Origin of the sequence: Paraburkholderia sp. SUR17 (assembly GCF_029536165.1) — a bacterium.
GTDB lineage: Bacteria > Pseudomonadota > Gammaproteobacteria > Burkholderiales > Burkholderiaceae > Paraburkholderia > Paraburkholderia kururiensis.
The window spans coordinates 2,375,187-2,398,547 of record NZ_CP120508.1 but is presented as its reverse complement, the minus strand read 5'-3'; the positions used below and the strand labels follow the sequence as shown (position 1 = coordinate 2,398,547).

The window sequence follows — 23,361 nt, the reverse complement described above, 5'->3', positions numbered from 1 at the left end:
GCGGCAAGGGGACAATGGGATATGCGACGAATTTTACTCTGCGGTGAGGCGGCGGCGCATGGGGACTATCGGCACGGTCCGGGCGCGGACGTGTCCTCGGGCGTCGACTGAAAGCTATCCGTCGCGGCTTCATGCTCACCTGTTTCTTGCCACGCATGATCGCAACGCGAAGCGCGCGGACTTCAGCATCGTTTGCGGGCGCAGTCGCCATCACGCGCCGGTTCGCCCCATTTGCGGCTTTTCGGGGACGCATTGACGTATCCGCTCTCGAATTGCCGCCCCATTTCTGGTCACATTTCCGGCCACATTTCCCACGTAAATTCCAGGGTCCATGCGAATGGATGTCCGCCAATGCGAAACGCCGGTGTTGTAATGTCGCGACATTTCAAAAGAAAAGGCGCGGTCGAAATGCGCAAATGCGAAAACGTTTGCGCTTGTTTAGTTTCAAGTATTTGAAGCGGGTTGTTAAAACCGCGTGATGGGCGAAAACCACGTCAGCTAACAAAGTTTGACGCTTGAACAAAATACTCCGCCATGCTCATGCGGTTAGAATCCACGCGCAGGACAGAACAGGCGCGAGGCGCGATTCGGTAGGACGAGGCTGGCAGAGGCTCGCCGCGGGGTGCGGCGGGGATATTGCCAGCGCACCGGAAAAATGGACGCAGTAGCGAATTTCCGGTGAAATACACGAATTGCGAAGACCTGGATTCACGATAAGCAACATTCCGGACGCACGCGGCCGCATTCGAATTTTGCCGCAATCGCATTGCGCGAATTTGATGAGCGCCCGGCGACCATAAAAGGGCAGGATGTTGACGACGAAGAAGAACGCCGGGCAATACGGCGGTAATGAGAGCAGGTGCCGGGGGACTCATTTTCAGCGCGCGGCTGCGGGCTTTTCGGCCGCATTTTTCATTGCGCTGGCTGTCAATGCCGTGCCGTCGCGTGTGCTCGCTCAAGAAGCGCAGGTGACGGCGGCCGGTGGCGAATCTCGCGCCCACGCAAGCACGCAGGAAAGCAAGGAAAGCCCGCGTCCGAACATTGCCTTCTTCGACGGTGCCGATCCGCCCGTCGATTTGCTGCAGGCATTCGACGCCGTGGTGCTCGACCCCTCGCGCGGCTTCGATCCCGCCGCGCACCCCCTGCCGCACACGCTCTGGCTGGCCCGAACCGACACGGCGAACGCGGGCACGCAGGTTCTTCCCTACGTCGAGTCGCTCTGGCAGAAAGGCTATCGCGGCTTTCTGCTCGACACGCCCGCCGCCGTCGAAGCCTTCGACGCCATTCACGCCGCGCATCCCGAAGCGCGCCTCATCATCGGCGGCAGTCATCCGTTGCAGGCCGCGCGGCCTCATGCTGGGGCGGCCGGCGGCCTGTATGCCGTGGTGGGCGGCTCGCTCGTGAAGGGCGGCGCCTCCGCGGACAACGCATCTACGGACAACGCATCGGCCGGCACAACAGACCAGCCCCCCACGCTCGCCGAGGCACGCGCCTTCACCGAACAAACCGGCGTGCCCGTCATCTCCATCGATTACTGCCAGCGTACCGACCGCGCCTGCGCGCGCGACACGGCGGCGAAGGCCCTTGCGGCCGGCGTGCTGCCCTACGCAACGGACCCGGCGCGCGACATCGTGGGCATCGGCGCCATCGAGGTGCTGCCGCGCAAGGTGCTCGTCGTGCAGGACCGCGACCCGAAGGCGAATCTCGACATCACGCCGGGCGTGGACTACGTGTCGACGCCGCTCAACTACCTGGGCTACGACGTCGAGTTCGCCGACTTCAACGCGCCGCTGCCGCGCGACGTGACGCCCGACCGCTACGCGGGCGTCGTGGTGTGGATCACCGGCAACTCGGTGCCGAACCCCGTACAGTGGGAGCGCTGGCTCGGCGCGCGCATTGCCGACCACGTGAAGGTGGCGGTGTTCGGCCACTTCGGCTTCGACGCCGCCAACGACATGGGCCCGCAGCTCGACCTGCAACCGGTGGCCGGCAGGCCGGCCGGCGCGCTTTCGGTGGTGGTACGCGACCCGATGATGGGCTTCGAAGTGGACCCGCGTGCCGATCCGCGCGACCTCGCAGGCCTGCGCGCGGGCGCGAAAAGCCGGCCGCTGCTGCGGCTGTCGGCGGGCGACGGCGTGGTCTTCGATCAGGCCGCCATCACGCCGTGGGGCGGCTTTACGCTCGACCCCTACGCCGTCTACACGCTCGATGCCATTTCGCAGGACCGCTGGGCCATCAATCCGATGGCGTTCCTCAAGGACGCGCTGCGCCTGTCGCCCATGCCGTCGCCCAACGTGACCACCGAAAACGGCCGGCGCCTTTTCATGTCGCACGTGGACGGCGACGGTTTTGCCTCGCGCACCGAGTTTCCCGGCCCCGACTTCTCGGGCGAAGCGCTCTACGAGCGCATCTTCACGAAGTACAAGGTGCCGATGACGCTCTCCGTCATCGAAGGCGAAGTGGGTCCCGCGGGCCTGCATCCCGACATCTCGCCGCGGCTCGAACAGATCGCGCGCAAGATGTTCGCGCTGCCGTATGTGGAGATCGGTTCGCACACGTACTCGCATCCGTTCCGCTGGGACTGGCTGGATCTCGTCACGGGCAAGCGCATCGACAACGGCGAATCCGACGACGGCTTCTCGCTCAACATCCCAGGCTACAAGTTCAACATCGACCGCGAGATCACCGGCACCATCGACTACATCAACTCGCGGCTCGCGCCCCCCGGCAAGCGCACCATGGTGCTGCAGTGGCCGGGCGACTGCCAGCCACCCGGCGTGATCGTGCGCAAGGTCTACGCGGCACACGTCTACAACATCAACGGCGGCGACACGATCATCACGAAGTCGGCGCCCAGCTGGACGAACATTGCACCCATCGGCGTGGAGAAGGGCACGGGGCCTGACTCGTTCCAGCTCTACGCACCCAACCAGGACGAGAACGTCTACACGAACGACTGGCTCGGCCCGTTCTACGGCTTCACGCGCGTGCTCGAAACGTTCGACATGACGGATCGCCCGTATCGCTTCAAGCCCATCGACGTCTACTACCACATGTACAGCGGCACGAAGATCGCGTCGCTGCGTGCGCTCGACCAGATTTTCGCGGCGGTCTTGAAGCAACCCGTGCTGCCCGTGCATATCACCGACTACGCGCGCAAGGCGCTCGACTGGCGCACTTTCGCGGTGGCGCGCGAGGTGGACGGCAGCGGCTGGCGCGTGCGCGGCAACGGCGAAGTGCGCGAGCTGCGCTGGCCGCAGACGCAGGCGCCGGACCTCGCCACGGCCACGGGCGTGACGGGCTATAGCGACGGACCGGACGGCACCTACGTGCACATCGACGGCGGTAGCGCGCGCTTTGCGTTCGAACCCGTGGGCACTCAAAGCGGCACGGATGCAGGCCCACGCGCGCTGCCCTACATCGCCGAGGCCAACGGCTTCGTGCGCAACTTCCGCCGCACCGCGAACGGCATGACCTTCGACTTCGGCGGCTACTACGAACCGTTCGTGCGCATTGCCAACGGTGCGCGCTGCACGGCGAGCGTCGCGGGTCGCGCGGTGGCCGCACGGCGCGACGGGGCGTTCCTGCGCTTCGATACGCCGGGCGTGGCGGGCGAAACGGTGGACTATCAACCCGTGAGCGTGACCTGTGGCAACTGAGCGCTCATCCCTTCGTCCCGTGCAGGGCGCGCATGGCGCCGTGCAGGTGCGCGCGGCGTTGCCCGCGAAGCGCCCGCGCATCGCACCGCTCTGGCTCGTGCTGCTGATGGCCGGCGTGGTGGTGCTCACGCTCTACGCCGCGTGGCCGGGCGGCGGCCTGCGGGCGCGCGTGGCCACGTCGCCCACGAGCGCGCTGAGCGTCGCCTATCTCGAAGCGTGGCTGCGTGTACAGCCCGACAATGAGGAGTTCCTGCAACTGCTCGGCACGCAGTATCGCGAAGTGGGGCGGCTTGACGACGCGCTTCGCGTCGCGCAGCGCATGGCGCGCTCGCAGAGCCCGGACATGCGGCGCGCGGCGCTGCTGCTGCGCCTTGGCATCGACGAGCAGAAAGCCTTTGCGTACCCCGAAGGCAGCCGCGAGCGCGAGGAAGCGCTCGAACAGGTGCGCGAGGAACTGCACGCCGCCGCGGCCATGCAATGGGACACGGACGACCTGCAACACCTCGCGTCGCGCGCCGCGGCCACGGGCACGCCCGCGCTCGCACGCGATCTGTATGCGCGGCTTTCGCAGCAGGACGCGGCGGGGCGGCGCCAGTGGGATGAAGCGCTGGTCCGCTACGCTGTGGAAACGGGCGCGTATCGCGAAGCGGCCGACGCGTACTTCCGCCTGCAAGACAGCGCGACGACGCTCGACGCGCGGCGCAGCGCATTCCTCTCCGGCATTCGTACGCTGCAGGCGGGCAATCTGCTCGCCGATGCGCTCGAGGCGGCCCAGCAACACGCAGGCGCGCTCGAAAACGACAAAGCGACGCTGATCGTGCTGCTCAACCTGGCGCGTGCCGCGCAGCGGCCGGATCTCGTGGACCGTTATGCGAAGGCGCTGGCGAAATACGCGGCAGCGCGGCCATTGCCATTGCCGGAAGACACGCAGCGTGCGGCGCGGTTTGCTTACATGGATGGCCCGGTCGTGGTGGCGAACGCGCGCGGCATGCGCGAGCCGGCGGGCCTGTACGTCGCAGCGTGGCGTGAGGGATTCGGCGCGCGCATCGTGCGGGTAGCGGCGTCGGCACCGGCACCGCAGGCCTCGGCCGCAGCGCCAGCTTCGGCTGCGTCCGCCAATACAGCCGCCACGGCAGCCGCCACCACAGCCGCCACCGCAGCCGCAAAGCCCGCGGCTTCCAGCGCCCCCGGCTCGACCGACGACGTCGCGAGCCTTGTCTTCACCTCGTTTGTCGAATCGCGCGATCTCGACAACGCGCAGAAGATCGCCGAACAACAGGTGGCGCGGCATCCCGATTCGGCGCTGTGGTTAAAGCGCCTCGCGCAGGTGGCCGAGTGGAACCACGCGCCCGCGCTCGCGCTGAAGACGTGGCTTGCCTACGCGCGCACCTCAAACGATGCCGAGGCGTGGCAGACCGTGCAGCGCATGGCGCCCATGCTCAACGACGACGAAGCGTACCTCGCCGCCATGATCCACGCGTCGGCCGCCGCGCCCGCCGACATGAAGCTCGTGGACGCCGTGACCTCCACCTACGAGCGGCTGGGCCGCCCCGAGGACGCGCTCGCGTTCCTGCGCGCCCATCCGCGCGACGGCGCGGGCGATGCCGTTGACGAACGCATCGCCACGCTTGCCGAGCGCGCGGGCCATGACGATCAGGCGCTCGCCGTCTACCGGCAACTGCTGGCGCGTCATCCGGGCAACACGCTCTATGCCGTGCGGGCCGCGAGCCTGCTCTTTCGCCGCAGCGACTTCGCGGGTGCCTACGCGACGCTGCAAAAGTCGCACGACGCGGCGAAAGACGACGACGTGCTCTACTGGCGCAACTACGCGCAGGTCGCGCGGCTGCTGCAAAAGGACAGCGGCGCGAACGACGCCTACCGCCATCTGCTCGCGGGCGGCAAGGAAAGCCCCGACGACCTCGCCGCGATGACCTACTTCTACAGCGCCTGGCCGCTCGACGCGGGCCGCACCGCCGAGCTTCAGTACCGGCGCGACGGCACCGTGCGCGCGCTGCAGCTCGCGCTCTTCAACTACACGAGCGCGCGTGCCTGGGACCGCGCGGCCGCGCTGCTCGCAAGCCTCACGCCGAAGCAGCGCGAGCAGGCCGAAGCGTCGGTGGAATTTCTCACCACGCGCGCCGAGTACGAACGGCAGATTGACCACGTCGCGGACGCACTACGCGACCTCGAACGCGCGGTCACGCTGCCGGGCGCCACGGACGACGCCCGCGCCGCGCTCTTGTGGACGCTCGTGGACGACGGCAACGACACCGCGCTCAAGAGCGCGCGCTGGCAGTGGTGCGAGAACGCGCAGCAGTTGCCCGCGCTGTGGGGACCGTGCGCGGCGGCGCTTATGCGCATGGACCGGCCCGTGGCGGCACTGCGTCTGTTGCGCCTGCAATCGGCCACGATGCAGCGCGACCCGCTCTGGCTGCTCACCTACGCCGATGCCGAGGAACAGGCGGGGCGCCCCGACCTCGCGCGCTCCATTCGCCGTCATGTGTGGCGCCGGCTGCAGCGCGAGAACCCGGCGGCGCTCGCGGCAACCGGGCAGGTGGCGAAGACTGGGCTGCTGCAGGACGAAGACATGCGCGAGCAGTTGAGCGGCCGGCGCGTGACGCTCGCACAGACCTTCGAACGTGCCGACGTTTCGCTGGCGCTGCTCAATGACCTGATTGCGTCGGACGCGGGCCGCGCCGGGAGCGACAAAGGCAGCAACGGCCAGCCGCAGCCGGAGCAGCGCACGCTGCTGGGCAACACGCCGGGCCTGCTGCCGTTGCATCCGGCGAACACGGGCGGCAAAGCAGCCGCTCAACCCGTCGACCCCCAACGCCTGAAGTCGGCGGTCGCCAAGGACGTGGCGCTCGCGTGGGCGCTCTCGCAGGAAGCGAATCCGCTTGCCAAGCGCTGGCTCGCGCAGCAGTACGCCAACCGGCTCGCCCAGCCTGCCGACGCACGGCTCACGCTCGCGCTCGCCGACGGCGACACGGCCACGATGGAACGTCTGCTCGACGAGGAGGGCGGCAAGCTGCCCGTCACGTCGCGCATCGATGCGTCGATTGCCGTGGATCGTCCCACCGATGCCGAGCAGCTCGCCTTCAATGCGCTCGAAGGCGCGCCGGACAACACGGACTACCAGACGCGCCTGACCGACACGGCGCTCGCCTGGCCGCAATCCATCGACGCCGACATCTCGAACCACATCGAGCATCCGCTCGACTACACGGAGCTTGCTCTGTCGGCGAGCCGCAAGCTGACGGGGCGCTACCTCGTGGGCGTGACGAGCGTGCAGCGCTTCCAGCATTCGGCCGACGAGACCCAGCTCGTGAACGTGCCCGCGCAGGACCGCTCGATCGGCTTCTACGTGGAGCGGCGCACCAACGACACGTCGGTCACGCTCACGGGCGGCCGGCGCGAAGGGCTCGACAGCTTCTATACGGCCAACGTCGAGGCGGAAGTGGGCCGCAACTCGCCCGTCACGTTCACCGTGCGCGCGGGCCGCAACCAGACGGCGACCGAATCGCAGGCGCTGCTGGTGGGCGGCATGAAGGACAACGTGGCCGGCACGCTGCTCTGGAACGTCACGCCGCGCTGGTACGTGTCGGGCAACGTGGAGGCCGACCGCTTCTACAGCCAGGCGCGCAACTACCTGGGCAGCGGCGTGCTGACGACCGGCGAGATCGGTTACCGCATTCGCACCACGTACCCCGACTACACGCTGCGCGTGGTCGGCACGCGCGGCAGCTACGGCGCAAGCGGCGCCGCGGACGCGCTGATTTCGCGGCTCCTGCCCGCTACGGCCGGGCCCGCGACGGCCGCGACCTTCGTGCCCCAGACCTACGCGCAGTACGGCTTTTTCGCCAGTGTGGGCGGCGCGCTGCGCGAGCAGTACACGCACGCGTGGCGGCCGTTTGCGGAAGTGGGCATCGTCCACGACTCGCTGCAGGGCTGGGGCCCGCAGCTGAGCGCGGGCGTGGCGGGCAGTGTGTTCGGCGGCGACCATGCCGCTGTCTACGTGGAGTATCAGCGCGTGTCGCAACTCGGCACTTCGGTGCGGGTGATCGGCGGGCGCTACAGCTGGTTCTATTGAGGCAGGCGAGCGGAGCGGCGAAGGCGAAGGTTCGCGGGACCGCTCCGGCAGAAACTGGCAGAAACGGGCAGACCCGGGCAGACCGTCGAATGGCGCTGCCCGCGAGCCGGCCAGATGCGAAGTATCTTGAGGAGAATATCAATGAAAGAAGAACGTGGTTCGTGGTTCGCGCGGTTTGTTCCGATGGTCTCGCGCGCGTCGTTGTTCGTCGCCGCGGCGGCACTGATCGCCGCGTGCGGCACCGTCCGGCAGACCAGCGCGCCGGCCCTTTCGGCACGCGATGCAGTGGCGGTGGCGTCTATCGCCAACTACACTGAAACGCCCGCGGCGGGTCGCAGCACCGAAGCCATCGCGGCCAGCGTGCTGCGCGCCAACGGCTTGACCGACGTGCGCGTGGCGCCCGCCGGCACGGGCGGCGGCGCAGCGCTCTTCGATACGGCGCAGCGCGCGGACATGGACCAGCAGCTCGAATGGGCGCGCTCGCAGCAGGTTCGCTACGTGCTGACGGGCGCGGTGGAAGAGTGGCGCTACAAGGCCGGCGTGGACGGCGAGCCCGTGGTGGGCCTCACGTTCGAACTCGTCGACGTGCAGTCGGGCCACATCGTGTGGAGTTCGACGGGTTCGAAGAGCGGCTGGAGCCGTTCGAGCCTCGCGAGCGTGGCGACGTCGCTGATCGGCAACGTGCTTTCGCCGCTCTCGGTGCGCCGTTGATCTTGCTTCTCGTGGGACGTTGCGCGGTGCCTCATATGCCACATGACGTGGCACATCAGCCGGTGCCGCGCGGCGCACGCCCCGTTGTCCGATCGCTCACAGGAAATCAGCCGTGAACAGCGCTGCTGCCTCAACCGAAACCCGCGAGTCCAGGGCGCGTAGCGCCAACCCGCTGGGCAACCTCAGCCCCGTGCGCCGCTTCGTGGCGCCTGCGGTGCCCGGCCCGTTCGCCATCGTCGAGACGGTGCTGTTCATGGCGATCGCGATCGGCCTCGCCTGGGCGTACGACCACGCCGACCCGCTGATGCTGCACGCCGGCTTCGCGTGGCTGTGGCTCGCGCCGCTCGTCGTCGCGCTGCGCTACGGCACCTTGCTGGGGCTGCTCGCGGGTGGCGTGGTGGTGGCGGCCTGGTACGGGCTCTATCCGCGCGGCAGCGCGTGGCCGCTCATGTACTTCACGGGCGGCTTCATCCAGAGCATCGTGGCGGGCCATTTCGGCGACACGTGGGGCAGCCGCGCGGCCCGTTCGCGCGCACTCAACGACTACCTGAACGACCGGCTCGTCGCGATCACGAACAGCCACTATCTGATGCGCCTCTCGCACGAGCGCCTGGAAAAGGACCTGCTCTCGAAGCCCACCACGCTGCGCGATTCCATTACCGAACTGCGCCGGCTGTCGGTGGCCCAGTCGGTGGGGCAGTCGAACGGCGGCGGCCAGCCGGGCGTTGCGCCGGCAGTTCGTGCGGACGCGCTGCCCGGTGCGCAGCCGCTGCTCGAATTCGTCGCACAGGCGTGCCAGATCGAAATCGCCGCGCTGCATCCCGTGCGCGGCGGCCGTATCGCGGAGCAGGCGGCGGCGCGCATCGGCGAGCCGTTCGATCTGGACATGCACGACGAACTCGTCGCGCACGCGGTCGAAACGCTGGGCGTGGCGCATCTGAAGAGCGTGCAGAGCGGCACGAACGGGGAAGCCACCATCACGAGCACGCGCTACGTGGTCTGCGCGCCCGTGGTGTCCGCCGACGGCGAACTCATCGCGCTCGTCGTCGTGAAGCGCATGCCGTTCCTCTCGCTCAACTACGACAATCTGCAACTGCTGCTCGTGCTGCTCGGCTACTACGCGGACGGCGTGGAGCACACGAGCCTCGTGCAGGGCGTGCTGGACGCCGTGCCGGGCTGCCCCTACGACTTCGCGCTCGACCTCGCGCGGCTTGCGCGCCTCAAGCGTTCGGCGGGCATCGATTCGTCGCTCGTCGCGCTCACGTTCATGCGCGACGAAGCGGGCGAGTCGCTCTTCGAGCACGTCATGCGCCGGCGCCGCGCGCTCGACGTGATGTGGCCGGTGCAGAGCAAAGACCGCTCCGTGCTCATCAACCTGATGCCGGCAACGGACACCACGGGCATCGACGGCTACCTCGCGCGCATCGAGGCGAGCCTGAAGGCCCAGTTCGATACGGACCTCGAAGGCGCACGCATCGGCGTGCATACGCTGCATCTGGAACACGGCGATCCGGGGCCGGCGCTCGGGCGTCTTCTGAAACGGGCGGGCGTCGATGCCGAAGCCCGCTGATCTCGCCATGACGGTATTCGCCGTCGTCGTTGCGCTCGTCGCGCAATTCGTGGCGCTGGCGGCGGTGCTGCGTCCGCCTGCGGGCATCGACCCGCTGCTCGCGTTCGTGCCGCTGCAACTCGCCGCGGGCCTGATCCAGGCCTTCGCGCTGCGCCGCGTACTGCCGGCGCGCTACCGCGAGCCGCGCACGGCGGCCATCGTGCTGCTGTGGGCGCTCTGCACGTTCGTGCCGCTCGCGGGCGGCCTCGTCGTGCTGGCAAGCGCGATCTGGGCCATCTGGCTGCCGGCTTCGCACAAGAGCGAGCGCCTGGCCGAAGTGCCGCGTCCCGAGTTCGTGTCGTATCTCGTCTCGCGCGTCACGCACGGCGGCGGCGCGCGCCTGCAGGCGCGCCTCGTCAATACGCGCGTGGCCTCGGACGACCGGCTCTCCGCGCTCGTCGCGATCCAGGGCATGCCCACGCGCACCACGGGCACGCTGCTGCGCGAGCTGCTGGCCGATCCGCTCGAAGACGTGCGGCTCATCGCGTACGGCACGCTCGACAAGGCCGAGAACGAAATCATGCAGCAGATCTTCGAGGCGTCGAACACGCTGCAAACAGCCACGAGCGGCACGGAACGCCATGCGCTGAACCGTCACCTCGCCGAGCTGTATTTCGAACTCATCTATCAGAATCTCGTGCAGGGCGCCGTGTATCGCCACACGCTCGAACAGGCGGACCGCCATGCCGAAGCGGCGCTTGCGAGCGACGGCCGCGATGCCGCGCTGTGGCTGATCCGCGGACGGCTCGCGCTCGCTAACGGCAAGCCCGATGAAGCGGCGGCCTACATCGAACTCGCGCAACAACTCGGCTTTCCGCGCGAACGCCTGATTCCGTGGCTGGCCGAGGCCGCCTACCTGCGCGGCGACTACCGGCAGGTGACCGCGCTCGTCGCCTCGCTCGGCCATGCCGCGGCGCTGCCGACGTTGAAACCCGTTGCGAGGTACTGGCTGTCATGAAAGAGTCGCTCAAACGCCGCGCCGATGCCGTGGACGTCTGCCTGCTGCTGGAAGGCACGTTTCCGTTCGTGCGCGGCGGCGTGTCGAGCTGGGTCAACGAGATGCTGCGCGCGTACCCGTCCATTCGCTTCGGCATCGTGTTCATCGGCAGCCGCCCGGAAGACTATGCGGGCGCGGCCTATGCGCTGCCCGACAACGTCGTGCACTTCGAGACGCATTACCTCTACGAAACGGCGGCAGCCGAGGCGCTCGCCACGAACGCCGTGCCCGGCGACGCGGCGGCCTTCGCGCGCTCCGCGGAATTGCACGCGGCCCTGCGCCACGGCGACGACGCCGGCTCGCTGCTGGTCCACATGATGCCGATGCTGGGCGAGCACGGCGCGCTCAACGAAGCGCAGTTCACCTCGAGCCGGCGCGCGTGGGACTACATCGTCGAGCAGTACAACACGCACTGCACGGACCCGTCGTTCACCGACTACTTCTGGACCGTGCGCATCATGCACAAGCCGCTGTGGCTCCTCGCGCGCGTGGCGGAAAAGCTGGTGCCGGCGCGGGTCTACCACACGGTGTCCACGGGCTATGCCGGTTTTCTGGGCGCGCTCATGCACTACCGCACGGGCCGGCCGCTGCTGGTGTCCGAGCACGGCATCTATACGAAGGAACGCAAGATCGACCTGCTGCAAAGCGAATGGATCCGCGACAACCGCGGCGCGTTCGAGCGCGACATCTCGCAGATCAGCTACTTCCGCGAACTCTGGGTTCGCTTTTTCAGCACGCTCGGCAAGCTTGCCTACGACGCCGCCGACGACATCGTCGCGCTCTACGAAACTAACCGCCAGCGCCAGATCGCCGACGGCGCGGCGGCCGAGCGCACGCAGAACATTCCGAACGGCGTGGACGTGGAAGGCCTCGCGCCGCTCGTCGCGAAGCGCCAGGGGGGCCCGCATCGCGTGGTGGGGCTGATTGGCCGCGTGGTGCCGATCAAGGACATCAAGACCTTCATTCGCGCCATCTTCATCGCGTCGCGCAGCATGCCGGAGATCGAAGGCTGGATCATCGGGCCCGAGGAAGAGGACAAGGCGTACGCACTCGAATGCAGGGCGCTCGTCGAGAGCCTGGGGCTGGCTTCGACGGTGAAGTTTCTGGGCTTTCAGCGCATTGACGACGTGTTGCCGAAGGTGGACGTGATTGCGCTCAGCTCGATCAGCGAGGCGCTGCCGCTCGTGGTGCTGGAAGGCTTCGCCGCAGGCGTGCCGTCGATCACGACGGACGTGGGCTCGTGCCGCCAGCTGATCGAAGGCATGGACGAGGAAGACCGCGCGCTCGGCGTAGCCGGAGCCGTGGTGCCCATCGCGAACCCCGCCGCATTTGCAACGGCCGTGCTCGATCTCTTCGCCGACGACGCGCGCTGGCAGGCGGCGCAACAAGCGGGGCTCGCGCGCGTGCGCCGTTATTACACGAAGCCGCAGATGATCGACCGTTACCGGGCGCTTTACGAACGCTTGTCCGCGGCACCGGATCGCGGACGCGCGTCCGGTTCGGCGGCCCGCGCCGCAGGCTGCCCCGTGCACGGCGGCGCTTCGCACGGGCAGGAGGCACGCTAATGGCCGGCATTGGTTTCGAACTGCGCAAGATCATGAAGCGCGAGACGCTCACGGGCGTCGCGCGTGCGTACGCGTATGCGGGGTTGATCAGCTCGGGCCCGCTGATTCTCTCGATCGTCGGCATTCTCGTGATCGGCGTGATGAGCCTGGCGTTCGTGATTCCGCAATACGCGATCGTGCAGTTTCAGGTGTCCGTCACCTATCTGATCGCGTTCAGCCTGATTCTCACGGGGCCGCTGCAGCTTTCGTTCACGCGCTTCATCTCCGACCGCCTCTTCGAGAAGCGCCGCGACCTCGTGCTCTCGAACTACAACGGCGTTGTGCTGGTGGCCACGCTCGCCGCGGGCGTGATCGGCGTGGCCGTGATGGCGATCGGTTTTCGCGCCGAGCCGCTCGGCTACCGGCTCTTGATGGTGGCGGGCTTCGTGCTGCTCAGCAACATCTGGATCGCGGTGATCTTTCTGTCGAGCGTGAAGCAGTACCGCGAGATTCTGCTGGCGTTCTTCGTGGGCTATGCGTGCACGGTGGGCTTTGCGCTGATGCTGAACCGTCACGGCATTGTCGGGCTGCTGGGCGGTTTCGTGGCGGGGCACCTCGTGCTGCTGGGCGGGCTCTCGGGGCTCATCTATCGCAACTTCGTGAGCCCGCGGTTGATCTCGTTCGAGGTGTTCGAGCGCCGCTACGCGTACCCGCGCCTCGCGCTCGTGGGGCTGCTCTTCAACCTTGGCGTGTGGATCGACAAGCTGATGTTCTGGTACGCGCCGGCTACGGGCTCGGTCGTGATCGGGCCGCTGCATGCGTCGGTGATCTACGACATTCCGGTGTTCATCGCCTACGTGTGCGTGATGCCGGGCATGGCGGCGTTTCTCGTGCGCATCGAGGCGGATTTCGTCGAATACTACGACGCGTTCTACGACGCCGTGCGCAGCGGCGCCACGCTGCACCACATCAGCGAGATGCGCGACATGATGGTGACGAGCGTGCGCGCGGGCCTCTACGAGATCATCAAGGTGCAGGCCGTGGTGCTGCTGCTCATCTTCGCGTTCGGCGCGGGGCTGCTGGAAGAGCTGCACATTTCGGTGCTCTACATGCCGCTTCTGATCGTGGACGTGGTGGCCGCGAGCCTTCAGGTGCTGTTCCTCGGGCTCCTGAACGTCTTCTTCTACCTCGACATGCGGCGCACGGTGCTGAGGCTCTGTGCAGCGTTCGTCGTGCTGAACGGTGTGCTTACGGCCATCACGCTCCGGCTTTCGCCGAACACGTATGGCTACGGCTTCGCCTTCGCGCTGATGATTCTCGTGATTGCGGCGGTGCAATTGCTGGACCGCAAGTTCGCGGCGCTCGAATATGAAACGTACATGCTGCGGGCGTGACGTGGAGGCTGATGGCGAGCCTCGTGGTGAGCGCGGCGTGGCGGATGCAACGATGCGTTGGCTGATGTGCGCCCCGAGGCGTGTCCTGATGCGCGTCTTCGGGCGACGCCTCGTTGGTCACGCGATGGCGTGCGGGGCCGGGCTCGTGGCGAGCGCCGCGGTGGCCGTTGCCCAGCCTGCGACTGGCGGTGCAGCGGGCGCCACGGCGGCGCAGCCCGAAGCGTCGGTTGGCAGCGCGAGTGCGCCGCTGCCTTCGATCGCGCTCTACTACGGCGTGCAACCGCCCGTGGACCAACTCGCCGCATTCGACACAGTGGTGGTGGAGCCGGACAGCGGCTTCGATCCGGCGGCACAGCGCACGCCGTGCACGCAATGGTTCGCGTACGTGAGCGTGGGCGAGGTGACGAAGGAGCGCAGCTACTACACGGCCGTGCCGAAGCACTGGTTGCTGGCGAGCAATACCGTGTGGGAATCGACGGTGGTGGACCAGAGCGCGCCGGGCTGGCCCGCGTTCTATCTGAAGCACGTGATCGCGCCGCTCTGGGCGCGCGGGTATCGCGGCTTCTTTCTCGACACGCTGGATTCGTATCAGCTTGCCGCGAAGACCGACGCGGCGCGCGCGCGGCAGCAGGCGGGGCTCGTGGCCGTGGTGCGCGTCATCAAGGCCCGCTATCCCGATGCGCGGCTCGTTTTCAATCGCGGCTTCGAGATCCTGCCGCAGGTGCACGGCCTCGTGTATGCCGTGGCGTTCGAGTCGCTTTTCAGCGGCTGGGATCAGGCAAAGAAGCGCTATGTCGCGGTGCCAGCCGACGACCGCGCATGGCTGCTCGGGCAGGCCCGCACGATTCGCGAGCGGTACGGCCTGCCGGTGATATCGATCGATTACTGCGATCCGCAGGACCGTCAATGTGCGCGCGACACAGCGGCGAAAATCCGCGACGCGGGGCTCGTGCCGTACGTGACGGATGGCGGGCTTACCACGGTGGGCGTCGGTGTGCCGGGGCGCTGCGCTGTAGGCGCTGCGTCGGAGACGCCTTCGGCCACGCCCGCAAGCGCGCCATTGCCCTGAATCTGCTTTAACGCAGTGGTGTGCAATTGCCTGGCGAAGGCGACTGCGTGACGGACGTAACTGCGTTGGGTACGTAACCGCGTTAGGCACGCAACTGCGTAACTGCATTGAGCACGCTTAGGTGCGCAACTTTAGGTACGCGACTTTAAGCACGCAATTTTTACGCACGTAATTGCGCGACGGCCAGCACCAACACCATGCTGCCGATCGCGCCATCCAGCACGCGCCACGCCGCGGCCCGCCGGAACAGCGGCGCCAGCGCCCGCGCGCCATAACCCAGTCCCACGAACCACACCGCGCTCACGGCCATCGCGCCGAGCGCGAAGGCGAGCCGCGCGCCTTCCGGCTCGCGTGCGCCCGCCGTGCCGATCAGCAGAAACGTGTCGAGATAGACGTGTGGGTTGAGCCACGTGAAGGCCAGCGTCATCAGCACGATGGGTAGCGCGGCCTGCGCCACGGGGGCCCCCGCGCTTGTCGCGACAGGCGCCGCAGTGCCGCGCGCCTCGACGTCGAGCACGGCATGGCCCGGTTGCACCGCGCGGCGCAGCGCGCTCAACCCGAACCACGCGAGATATGCGAGCCCCACATAGAGCAGCGCGTGCACGAAGGTGGGATAACGCGCGACCAGCACCGAGGCACCGCCCACGCCCGCGCCAATCAGCACGAAGTCCGACAGCGTGCAGAGCGCCACGATTTTGCCCACGTGCGAACGCATGATGCCCTGCCTCAGCACGAACGCGTTCTGCGCTCCGATGGTGACGATCAGCGACGCGCACAGCGCGGCGCCGTGCGAAAAAGCGCTCCAGTTCATAGCGGGTCCGGTGAGTAGACGAACAACATGAGATGGCGCTAGTCTGCGCAATCGGCTGTCGTAAGAGAAGCTAATTTACTTAAACCCGATTAAGGAACGCTAATGCTCGACTACGCCTTGCTCGATGCGCTGGCGGCCGTGGTGCGCCACGGTTCGTTCGACCGTGCCGCCAGCGCGCTCAACGTCACGCCGTCGGCGGTGTCGCAGCGCGTCAAGCTGCTGGAGGAGCGCATGGGCAGCGTGCTCGTGAAGCGCGGGCAGCCGTGCGTGGCGACCGCGTCGGGCGCGTTGCTGTGCCGGCATACCGAACGCGTGCGGCTGCTCGAAGCGGAACTCACGGGGCACGTGCCGGCGCTTTCGGCTGCGCTCGGCGAGGCCTGGCCCACGCTGCGCGTGGCCGTGAACGACGACAGCGTGGGCACGTGGTTCATCGACGCCGTGGCGGCGTTCTGCGTGGAGCGCGAGATGCTGCTCGACCTCGTAATCGACGATCAGGACCACACGGCGCAGCGCATCCGCGACGGCAGCGTGCAGGGCGCGGTGACCACCCAGGCCGAGCCGGTGCAGGGCTGCCGCTCCACGCGGCTTGGCCGCATGCGCTACCTCGCCGTGTGTTCGCCGGCCTTCATGGCGCGCTACTTCGCCGAGGGCGTGACGCGCGATTCGCTGCGCCGCGCGCCGTGCATCGAGTTCAATCCGAAAGACCAGCTGCAAAAGCGCTTCGTGCGGCGCATCACGCGCGCCGAGGTGGACCCGCCGCTGCACTGGATTCCGCACGTCGCGGGCTTTCTGCGCAGTTGCCTGAACGGCATGGGATGGGGAATGTGTCCGGAGCGCATGGTGGCGGAGCACCTCGCGCGCGGCGAACTCGTCGAGATGGCAGCGGGCCGCCATCTCGACGTCGATCTCTACTGGCAGAGCTGGCGGCTTTCCATCGGCTGGCTCGACGACTTCGGCACCATGCTCAAGCGCCGCGCGTCGCAGTTTCTGGATTGATGAGGAGGCCTGGGCCTCGGGTTTCGCCGGGGCTTCGTGCGTGCCCGCACGGCTCAGCCGGGTTCGGCTCAGCGCGCCTTGCCCGGCGAGGCCTCGCTGGCGTCCACGGCCGGCACGCCCGCGCCTTCTTCGGCGAGCACCGCGTCACGCGTTTCGGGCATGGCGGCCCACACGAGCAGCACGGCAAGCGCACCGGCGCCGGCAAGCCCGAAGAAGCTGATCGCGTTGCCGAAGTGATCGGCGATGAAACCGGCCACCGCGGTGCTGAGCGTGGCCCCAATGCCGGCCGAGAGTCCGAAGAGCCCGATGCAGAGGTTGTAGCGCCCTTTGCCGCCTGCCACGTCCGCGGCGATGAGCGGCATCAGCACACCGAACACGGCGGCGCTGATGCCGTCGAACATCTGGATCGGCACGAGCAGATACGGGCTTGCCACGCCGGCGAACAGCAGCGCGCGCACGGGCAGCGCGGCGAAGCCCAGCAGCAGGATGGGCCGGCGCCCCCAGCGTTCCGCGGACCGTCCCACCCACGGCGACATGAGCGCGACGATGGCCTGCGGCACGATGATGCACGCGGCGATCACGAGCTGCACGTTGTCGCCCATGCTCGCCGTGACTTCGCCCGCGGCGAGGTTGAGCATGGCCGCATTCGAGAGATGGAACAGCACGACGCACGCCGCGAAGATCAGCATGCGGCGGTCGCGCAGCAGATCGAGCAGCGACTCGCGTTCCTCGGCGGGCGGCTTCGGCACGTCTTTCGGGCCGCGGTGCAGCAGGCGCGAGGGCGGCCCCGTGTGCTCGATCATCGCGAGCGCGACGAGCGCGGGCAGCGCGAGCGCGGCCGTGAGCCAGAACACCGCGCGCGCCGAAAAGTACTGCCCTGTGAGACCCATCAGCCCCGCGGCCACCGCGCTGCCAATCGACGCCCAGCGCGCGTTGCGGCCCAGCCGGTCGCCCAGATCGTGGCGTCCGACGAGCGTGAGCGAAATCGCGGCCATGGCGGGCACGAGCATGCAGCTCGCGAAGCCGTGAAAGACTTCGGCCGCCATGACGGGAACCACCGTGGGGCTCGATGCGAGCAGCACCGCGCAGAGAATAATGGCGCCGATCGCCCACGCGGCAGCGGCCTTCTTGTTGCGCAGCGCGTCCACGGCGGCGCCGCCCGGCACCTGGCTCACCATCGCGCTGATCGTGCCCACCGAAAGCGCGAGCCCGATCTCGCCCTGGGTCCATTTGTGCGAGGCGAGATACGACGCAATGAACGGACCGAAGCCCGTCTGCACGTTGGCGACGAAGAAGTTGACCCAGTCGAGAGCGCGGAGACTGCGTGCGTTGACCATGGCGCCGCCCGTCATTTCGGATTGCGCGCCACGGCGGCGCCTTTGTCGCCCTCGCCTGGGGAGGCAGGCGGGGCGGGCGCAGCGGGTGGCGGCGACGCGGTGGTCACGGCGGGCACGGCCGGTGAAACGGCCTGGATCGGCCGGTTCGCGGCATAGGGCGGCGACGCGTTGATCTGCGCCTCGGACAGATCGATGAGCGGATGCAGTTCCTTGTCTTTCGTGACGAAGCGCAGCGCCGACCAGTTCGCCGCAATCGTGCGCCGCTGCTGGATCAGGCCGCTCACGTCGAGCACGACGGCCTGCGGCTGCGCGGCGCCGTCGATCAGCACGTCCACCACACGGCCCACCTTCGCGCCGTTGGGGCGCTCCACGGTGGCGTCGAGCATCGGTAGTTGCACGGGCGTGACCGGCAGTTGGCCGCCTTGCGGCGCCGTGGGCGTGGGCGCAGGGCGCGGACGGTCCGGCACGGGCAATTGGCCGGGCGACGGATTGAGCGTGATGGGCGCCGTTTTGGCGGCTGGGTTCACGCGGATCGCGCTCCACGGGAAGCTCGCCTTGCGGTCGCCAATGCCCATGAAGCCTTGCAGATTCACGACGATCTGCACGGGTTTGCCGTTCACGTCGGCGACCATGTCCACAGCGCGGCCCACCACCTTGCCGTCGGGCTTCTGCACTTCGGCGTCGAGCAGCGTGCGCGTGGTGGCGCGATCGATCATGCGCGTCGTGATGAGCGGCGCCGGTGCGGGCGGGGGAGGCGCCGGCGCGGGCGGCGGCGGAGCCGGCTCGGGCTTGCGCGGCTTGAAGATGGTGTGGTGTGGCTTCTTCGGCGCGGGTGCCCTGGTTTCCTCCGGCGCGCTCGCTTCCTCCATGGGCTCGGCGACCACGGGTTCGCTCGCGGGCTCTTCGGGCTCCAGCACTTCGGACTTGTCGATCACGGGCGCGGGCGGCCCCAGCCGCACCATGCTGCAACCGGACAGCAGCGCGAACACGGCGACCACGAAAGCCAACCAGACTGCGTTGAGAAGCGAACCACCGTGAACATCACCCGAAACACAACCAGGAACGCTGCCGGGACGTGTGAGACCGCGTCTCATCAACTGACACTCCTTGAGCCGGGCCCGTCGCGCGAGGTGCGCGCCGTGGCCGGTGCAATTGAAACGTAACGTGCGGGAGAGTTTAACCCGCGTAGGTGTAAACACGCGGAGCCGCCGCGTGTGCCGCCGTGCGGGCGGCGATATAAGCATCGCGGCATGGCCGGCATGCGGACCCTGCGATGGGAGCCCCCATTGTGTTCGCCTACGCTCCGTAACAACGCAAAAACAACACGAAAACGGCACCGGACGCGTCTTGTCCGACGTGGCGGGCGGGAGCAGACATCGCAGGGCAGGGCGATTGTAGACGAAGAATCGCCCGCCGCAGCCTGCGGTTGAAAACACTAAACGAAACGGGACACCCCTGACGACGGTGCGCCGCGGCGCACCGTTTCAGCATGCTCATCAAGGAGGCACGCATCATGATGGAACCTCAGGCCCAGTCGATTGCAGACGCCGGCGCAGAGCGCCTTGACGGCGGCGCAGAGCACGCAGGGCATTTCGGCGGCGGGATCGTCGAGCGCTACTTCGGCATTGCGGCGCGCGGCAGTACCGTGCGGCAGGAAGTCGTGGCGGGCGTCACGACGTTCTTGTCGATGGTGTACTCCGTGTTCGTCGTGCCCGGCATGCTGGGCAAGGCCGGCTTCGATACGAGCGCGGTGTTCGTCGCCGTGTGTCTTACCACGGCATTCGGCTCGCTCCTGATGGGTCTGTGGGCGCGGCTGCCCATTGCGATTGGCTGCGCGATCTCGCTCACGGCGTTCACCGCGTTCGGACTCGTGCTGGGCAAGGGGCTGCATCCCGGCGTGGCGCTGGGCGCCGTGTTTCTGATGGGCATCGTCTTCACCGCGATTTCAGTAACAGGCGTGCGCTCGTGGATCCTGCGCAATCTGCCGCACGGCATTGCGCATGGCACGGGCATCGGCATCGGGCTGTTCCTGCTGCTCATTGCGGCCAATGACGTGGGGCTCGTCGTCAAGAACCCGGGCCCGGGGCTGCCCGTTTCGCTGGGGCACGTCACCGCGTTGCCGGTGCTGATGTCGGTGGCGGGGCTCGCGGCCATCTTCGGCCTCGTGCGGCGCCGCGTGCCGGGCTCGATCCTGCTCGTGATCGTCGCCATCTCGGCGCTGGCGCTCGTGCTCGATCCGGGCGTCGCGTTTCACGGCGTCTTCGCGTGGCCTTCGCTTGCGGCGCCCGGGCATGCGTCGCTGATCGGCGCCATGGACATCAAGGGCGCGCTCTCGCTCGCCGTGCTGCCGAGCGTGCTCGCGCTCGTCATGACCGCCGTGTTCGATGCGACGGGCACCATCCGCGCGGTGGCGGGCCAGGCCGGCCAGCTCGATGCGAACGGACGCATCGTCAACGGCGGACGCGCGCTGACCGCGGATTCGCTGTCGTCCATCTTTTCGGGCTTCATGGGCGGTGCGCCCGCAGCGGCCTACATCGAATCGACGGTGGGGGTGGCCGCGGGCGCGAAGACCGGGCTCACGGCGGCCGTGGTGGGCTTGCTGTTTCTCGTGGTGATGTTCTTCGCGCCGCTCGCGGGCCTCGTGCCTTCGTACGCGACGGCGCCTGCGCTCATGTACGTGGGGCTCATGATGCTCGCGAACGTGAGCCGGCTCGACATGGCCGATACCATCGACGCCATGTCCGGACTCGTCTGCGCCGTGTTCATCGTGCTCACGGCCAACATCGTCACGGGGATCATGCTGGGCTTCTGCACGCTCGTGATTGGCCGCGTGGTGAGCGGCGAGTATCGCAAGCTCAACGTGGGGACGGTCGTGATTGCCGTGGCGCTCGCGGCGTTCTATCTGGGCGGCTGGGCCATCTAGCCCCGGTTCGATCTCTTTTTTCCACGGCGCGACCGTGCGGCTATCGCCCTGACGCTCAAACCAGAAGCAAAACTAAAGCGAAAGGGCGAACGCCGGCTTCAGCAGTTCCTCGATGGCCATCACGATCAGCCCCATGGCGCCCGCGGCCAGCGTCAGCGTGCCGTACTCGTCGTGGTACGAGTCATAGACGCACGCCACCACGAACAGAATCGCGAGCAGGTTGGTCAGCCATTCGAAATTCAACTCGAGCGTCATCTCAGCATCCGGGCAACGGAAGCGCCGCTTCGTTTTCGATAAAGCGGACAAGGCCGTAGGTCGCCCGGATTCTAGTCTGTCCACATTACGGAACGGCAACACCGGCAGCCCGCGCGGTGCGGTCTTTCATCGGGGCCGAATTTTGTCGGCTTGCGGCCTGGTCGGCCGATGTGTATATACAAGTGATGGGGCAGCGCGAAGTGCTTTTGAGACCACCGCCCGAGCCGCCGCTAAACGCCCGACGCGACCCTCCGCGCACCTCCAGAAAAATCGTGCCGTAACCGTGGGAGAAGGGCGCGAGTGTCACGGCGACGCCTTCATCTCATGGAAATCCCCAGGCCGGGATTTTTGAAAAACCAGTTGTATAGACAAGCTCGGCCCGCTAGACTTTCGCCAACTTGTATAGACAGGACGCGACGATGATTCTCACCCCCGGCCACCTCACCTTGCCCCAACTGCGCCAGATCGCGCGCGAAGCGGTTACGTTGCAGCTCGACCCCGCGAGCTTCGCCGCCATCGACGCCGGCGCGCGCGCCGTTGCCGAGATCGCCGCGAAGGGCGAGCCCGCCTACGGCATCAACACGGGCTTCGGCCGGCTCGCGAGCACGCACATTCCGCACGACCAGCTCGAACTGCTGCAACGCAATCTGGTGCTCTCGCATGCGGTGGGCGTGGGCGAGCCGATGTCGCGGCCGGTGGTGCGTCTGCTCATGGCACTCAAGCTGTCGAGTCTCGGCCGCGGACACTCCGGCATTCGCCGTGAGGTCATGGACGCGCTCATTACGCTCTTCAATGCCGACGTGCTGCCCGTGATTCCTGTGAAGGGATCGGTGGGCGCCTCGGGCGATCTCGCGCCGCTCGCGCACATGTCGGGCGTGCTGCTCGGCATCGGCGAAGTGTTCATTCGCGGCGAGCGGGCCAGCGCTCAGGAGGGCTTGCGCGTGGCGGGCCTCAAGCCGCTCACGCTGCAGGCGAAGGAAGGCCTCGCGCTGCTCAACGGCACGCAGGCTTCCACGGCGCTTGCGCTCTACAACCTCTTCGCTATCGAAGACCTGTATCGCACGGCGCTTGTTTCGGGTGCGCTCGCGGTGGATGCCGCAGCCGGGTCGGTGAAGCCGTTCGATGCGCGCATTCACGCGCTGCGCGGCCATGAAGGACAGATCGAAGCGGCGGCCGCATATCGTGCGCTGCTGGAAGGCTCGGCCATCAATCTCTCGCATCGCGATTGCGGCAAGGTGCAGGACCCGTATTCGCTGCGCTGCCAGCCGCAGGTGATGGGCGCGTGCCTCGACCAGATGCGCCACGCGGCGCGGGTACTGCTCGTGGAAGCCAACGCGGTATCGGACAACCCGCTCATCTTCCCGGACACGGGCGAGGTGCTCTCGGGCGGCAACTTCCACGCGGAACCGGTGGCCTTCGCCGCGGACAACCTCGCGCTCGCCGCCGCGGAAATCGGCGCGCTCGCCGAACGCCGCATCGCGCTCCTGATCGATGCCACGCTCTCGGGCCTGCCGCCTTTCCTCGTGAAGGACGGCGGCGTGAACTCGGGCTTCATGATCGCGCACGTCACGGCCGCGGCGCTCGCGTCGGAAAACAAGACGCTCGCGCATCCCGCATCGGTGGATTCGCTGCCCACGTCGGCGAACCAGGAAGACCATGTTTCGATGGCGACGTTCGCTGCGCGCAAGCTCGCCGACATTGCGGACAACACCGCGAACATCCTCTCCATCGAACTGCTTGCCGCCGCCCAGGGCGTGGACCTGCGCGCGCCGCACGCAACGAGCCCCGCGCTGCAGCGCGTGATGCACGCGGTACGCAGCGAGGTGGCGCACTACGAACTGGACCACTACTTTGCGCCCGACATCGCCGCCATCACGCGCCTCGTGCAGAACGGCGCGATTGCCTCGCATTGCCCGTTCGCGTTCGAGTCGGAACAGATGCAAGCGACGCAAGAGGCGCAATAACA

The 23,361-nt window shown here is 67.6% G+C and carries 14 protein-coding genes and 1 pseudogene; 11 read left to right on the top strand and 4 right to left on the bottom strand.

Annotation, left to right across the window (positions count from 1 at the left end; translation table 11 throughout):
- The first annotated feature begins 809 nt into the window (after positions 1-809).
- The 8 genes and pseudogenes from P2869_RS10450 to P2869_RS10415 all read left to right on the top strand — a co-directional run.
- A complete protein-coding gene (locus tag P2869_RS10450; protein WP_277596399.1) occupies positions 810-3,659 on the top strand; it encodes a sugar ABC transporter in 2,850 nt (949 codons plus the stop codon).
- Positions 3,649-7,749, top strand: coding sequence for a tetratricopeptide repeat protein (locus P2869_RS10445; RefSeq protein WP_346833725.1), 4,101 nt, complete (start codon positions 3,649-3,651; stop codon positions 7,747-7,749). The genes P2869_RS10450 and P2869_RS10445 overlap by 11 nt, the downstream gene beginning before the upstream one ends.
- A 183-nt stretch (positions 7,750-7,932) precedes the next feature.
- The gene (locus P2869_RS10440) at positions 7,933-8,460 is read left to right on the top strand and encodes a penicillin-binding protein activator LpoB (RefSeq protein ID WP_126876329.1); all 528 of its coding nucleotides are present in this window, start codon (positions 7,933-7,935) and stop codon (positions 8,458-8,460) included.
- Between the two features lie 112 nt (positions 8,461-8,572).
- Positions 8,573-10,030, top strand: a complete 1,458-nt coding sequence (locus tag P2869_RS10435) for a PelD GGDEF domain-containing protein (protein WP_017776422.1) — start codon at positions 8,573-8,575, stop codon at positions 10,028-10,030.
- A complete protein-coding gene (locus P2869_RS10430; RefSeq protein WP_017776423.1) occupies positions 10,014-11,027 on the top strand; it encodes a hypothetical protein in 1,014 nt (337 codons plus the stop codon). The genes P2869_RS10435 and P2869_RS10430 overlap by 17 nt, the downstream gene beginning before the upstream one ends.
- Positions 11,024-12,631 carry a GT4 family glycosyltransferase PelF gene (pelF, locus tag P2869_RS10425; protein ID WP_277596398.1) on the top strand — a complete coding sequence of 536 codons (1,608 nt, stop codon included), beginning with the start codon at positions 11,024-11,026 and terminating at the stop codon, positions 12,629-12,631. The genes P2869_RS10430 and pelF overlap by 4 nt, the downstream gene beginning before the upstream one ends.
- Positions 12,631-14,004 carry an exopolysaccharide Pel transporter PelG gene (gene pelG / locus P2869_RS10420; protein ID WP_126876181.1) on the top strand — a complete coding sequence of 458 codons (1,374 nt, stop codon included), beginning with the start codon at positions 12,631-12,633 and terminating at the stop codon, positions 14,002-14,004. Before pelF ends, pelG begins: the two co-directional genes overlap by 1 nt.
- Before the next feature lie 88 nt (positions 14,005-14,092).
- A pseudogene (locus P2869_RS10415) lies at positions 14,093-14,998 on the top strand (endo alpha-1,4 polygalactosaminidase); the annotation flags it as partial.
- Between the two features lie 235 nt (positions 14,999-15,233).
- Here the strand turns inward: P2869_RS10415 and P2869_RS10410 are convergent.
- The gene (locus P2869_RS10410; RefSeq protein ID WP_277596397.1) at positions 15,234-15,884 is read right to left on the bottom strand and encodes a LysE/ArgO family amino acid transporter; all 651 of its coding nucleotides are present in this window, start codon (positions 15,882-15,884) and stop codon (positions 15,234-15,236) included.
- A 102-nt stretch (positions 15,885-15,986) separates the two neighbouring features.
- On the opposite strand from P2869_RS10410, the gene P2869_RS10405 reads away from it, so the two are divergent.
- Entirely contained in the window at positions 15,987-16,880 is an 894-nt protein-coding gene (locus P2869_RS10405) for a LysR family transcriptional regulator ArgP (RefSeq protein WP_017776428.1), read from the top strand.
- Positions 16,881-16,948: 68 nt separating this feature from the next.
- On the opposite strand, the gene P2869_RS10400 is transcribed toward P2869_RS10405, so the two are convergent.
- Both P2869_RS10400 and P2869_RS10395 read right to left on the bottom strand, forming a co-directional pair.
- Complete coding sequence (locus P2869_RS10400) at positions 16,949-18,232, bottom strand: MFS transporter (protein WP_017776429.1); 1,284 nt, start codon at positions 18,230-18,232, stop codon at positions 16,949-16,951.
- Positions 18,229-19,224, bottom strand: coding sequence for a PRC-barrel domain-containing protein (locus P2869_RS10395; RefSeq protein ID WP_277596396.1), 996 nt, complete (start codon positions 19,222-19,224; stop codon positions 18,229-18,231). Before P2869_RS10395 ends, P2869_RS10400 begins: the two co-directional genes overlap by 4 nt.
- A 506-nt stretch (positions 19,225-19,730) precedes the next feature.
- On the opposite strand from P2869_RS10395, the gene P2869_RS10390 reads away from it, so the two are divergent.
- A complete protein-coding gene (locus P2869_RS10390; protein ID WP_277596395.1) occupies positions 19,731-21,140 on the top strand; it encodes an NCS2 family permease in 1,410 nt (469 codons plus the stop codon).
- A gap of 72 nt (positions 21,141-21,212) precedes the next feature.
- On the opposite strand, the gene P2869_RS10385 is transcribed toward P2869_RS10390, so the two are convergent.
- The gene (locus P2869_RS10385; RefSeq protein ID WP_017776432.1) at positions 21,213-21,395 is read right to left on the bottom strand and encodes a hypothetical protein; all 183 of its coding nucleotides are present in this window, start codon (positions 21,393-21,395) and stop codon (positions 21,213-21,215) included.
- Positions 21,396-21,814: 419 nt separating this feature from the next.
- On the opposite strand from P2869_RS10385, the gene hutH reads away from it, so the two are divergent.
- The gene (hutH, locus tag P2869_RS10380; protein ID WP_126876185.1) at positions 21,815-23,359 is read left to right on the top strand and encodes a histidine ammonia-lyase; all 1,545 of its coding nucleotides are present in this window, start codon (positions 21,815-21,817) and stop codon (positions 23,357-23,359) included.
- Positions 23,360-23,361: the final 2 nt, after the last annotated feature.

Excerpts from the sequence above, each read along its gene's own strand:
- P2869_RS10390 (WP_277596395.1), top strand. The coding sequence starts at position 19,731 with ATGATGGAACCTCAGGCCCAGTCGATTGCAGACGCCGGCGCAGAGCGC.
- P2869_RS10410 (WP_277596397.1), bottom strand. The coding sequence starts at position 15,884 with ATGAACTGGAGCGCTTTTTCGCACGGCGCCGCGCTGTGCGCGTCGCTG.
- pelF (WP_277596398.1), top strand. The coding sequence starts at position 11,024 with ATGAAAGAGTCGCTCAAACGCCGCGCCGATGCCGTGGACGTCTGCCTG.
- hutH (WP_126876185.1), top strand. The coding sequence starts at position 21,815 with ATGATTCTCACCCCCGGCCACCTCACCTTGCCCCAACTGCGCCAGATC.
- P2869_RS10385 (WP_017776432.1), bottom strand. The coding sequence starts at position 21,395 with ATGACGCTCGAGTTGAATTTCGAATGGCTGACCAACCTGCTCGCGATT.
- P2869_RS10430 (WP_017776423.1), top strand. The coding sequence starts at position 10,014 with ATGCCGAAGCCCGCTGATCTCGCCATGACGGTATTCGCCGTCGTCGTT.
- P2869_RS10440 (WP_126876329.1), top strand. The coding sequence starts at position 7,933 with ATGGTCTCGCGCGCGTCGTTGTTCGTCGCCGCGGCGGCACTGATCGCC.
- P2869_RS10400 (WP_017776429.1), bottom strand. The coding sequence starts at position 18,232 with ATGACGGGCGGCGCCATGGTCAACGCACGCAGTCTCCGCGCTCTCGAC.
- pelG (WP_126876181.1), top strand. The coding sequence starts at position 12,631 with ATGGCCGGCATTGGTTTCGAACTGCGCAAGATCATGAAGCGCGAGACG.
- P2869_RS10450 (WP_277596399.1), top strand. The coding sequence starts at position 810 with ATGTTGACGACGAAGAAGAACGCCGGGCAATACGGCGGTAATGAGAGC.
- P2869_RS10405 (WP_017776428.1), top strand. The coding sequence starts at position 15,987 with ATGCTCGACTACGCCTTGCTCGATGCGCTGGCGGCCGTGGTGCGCCAC.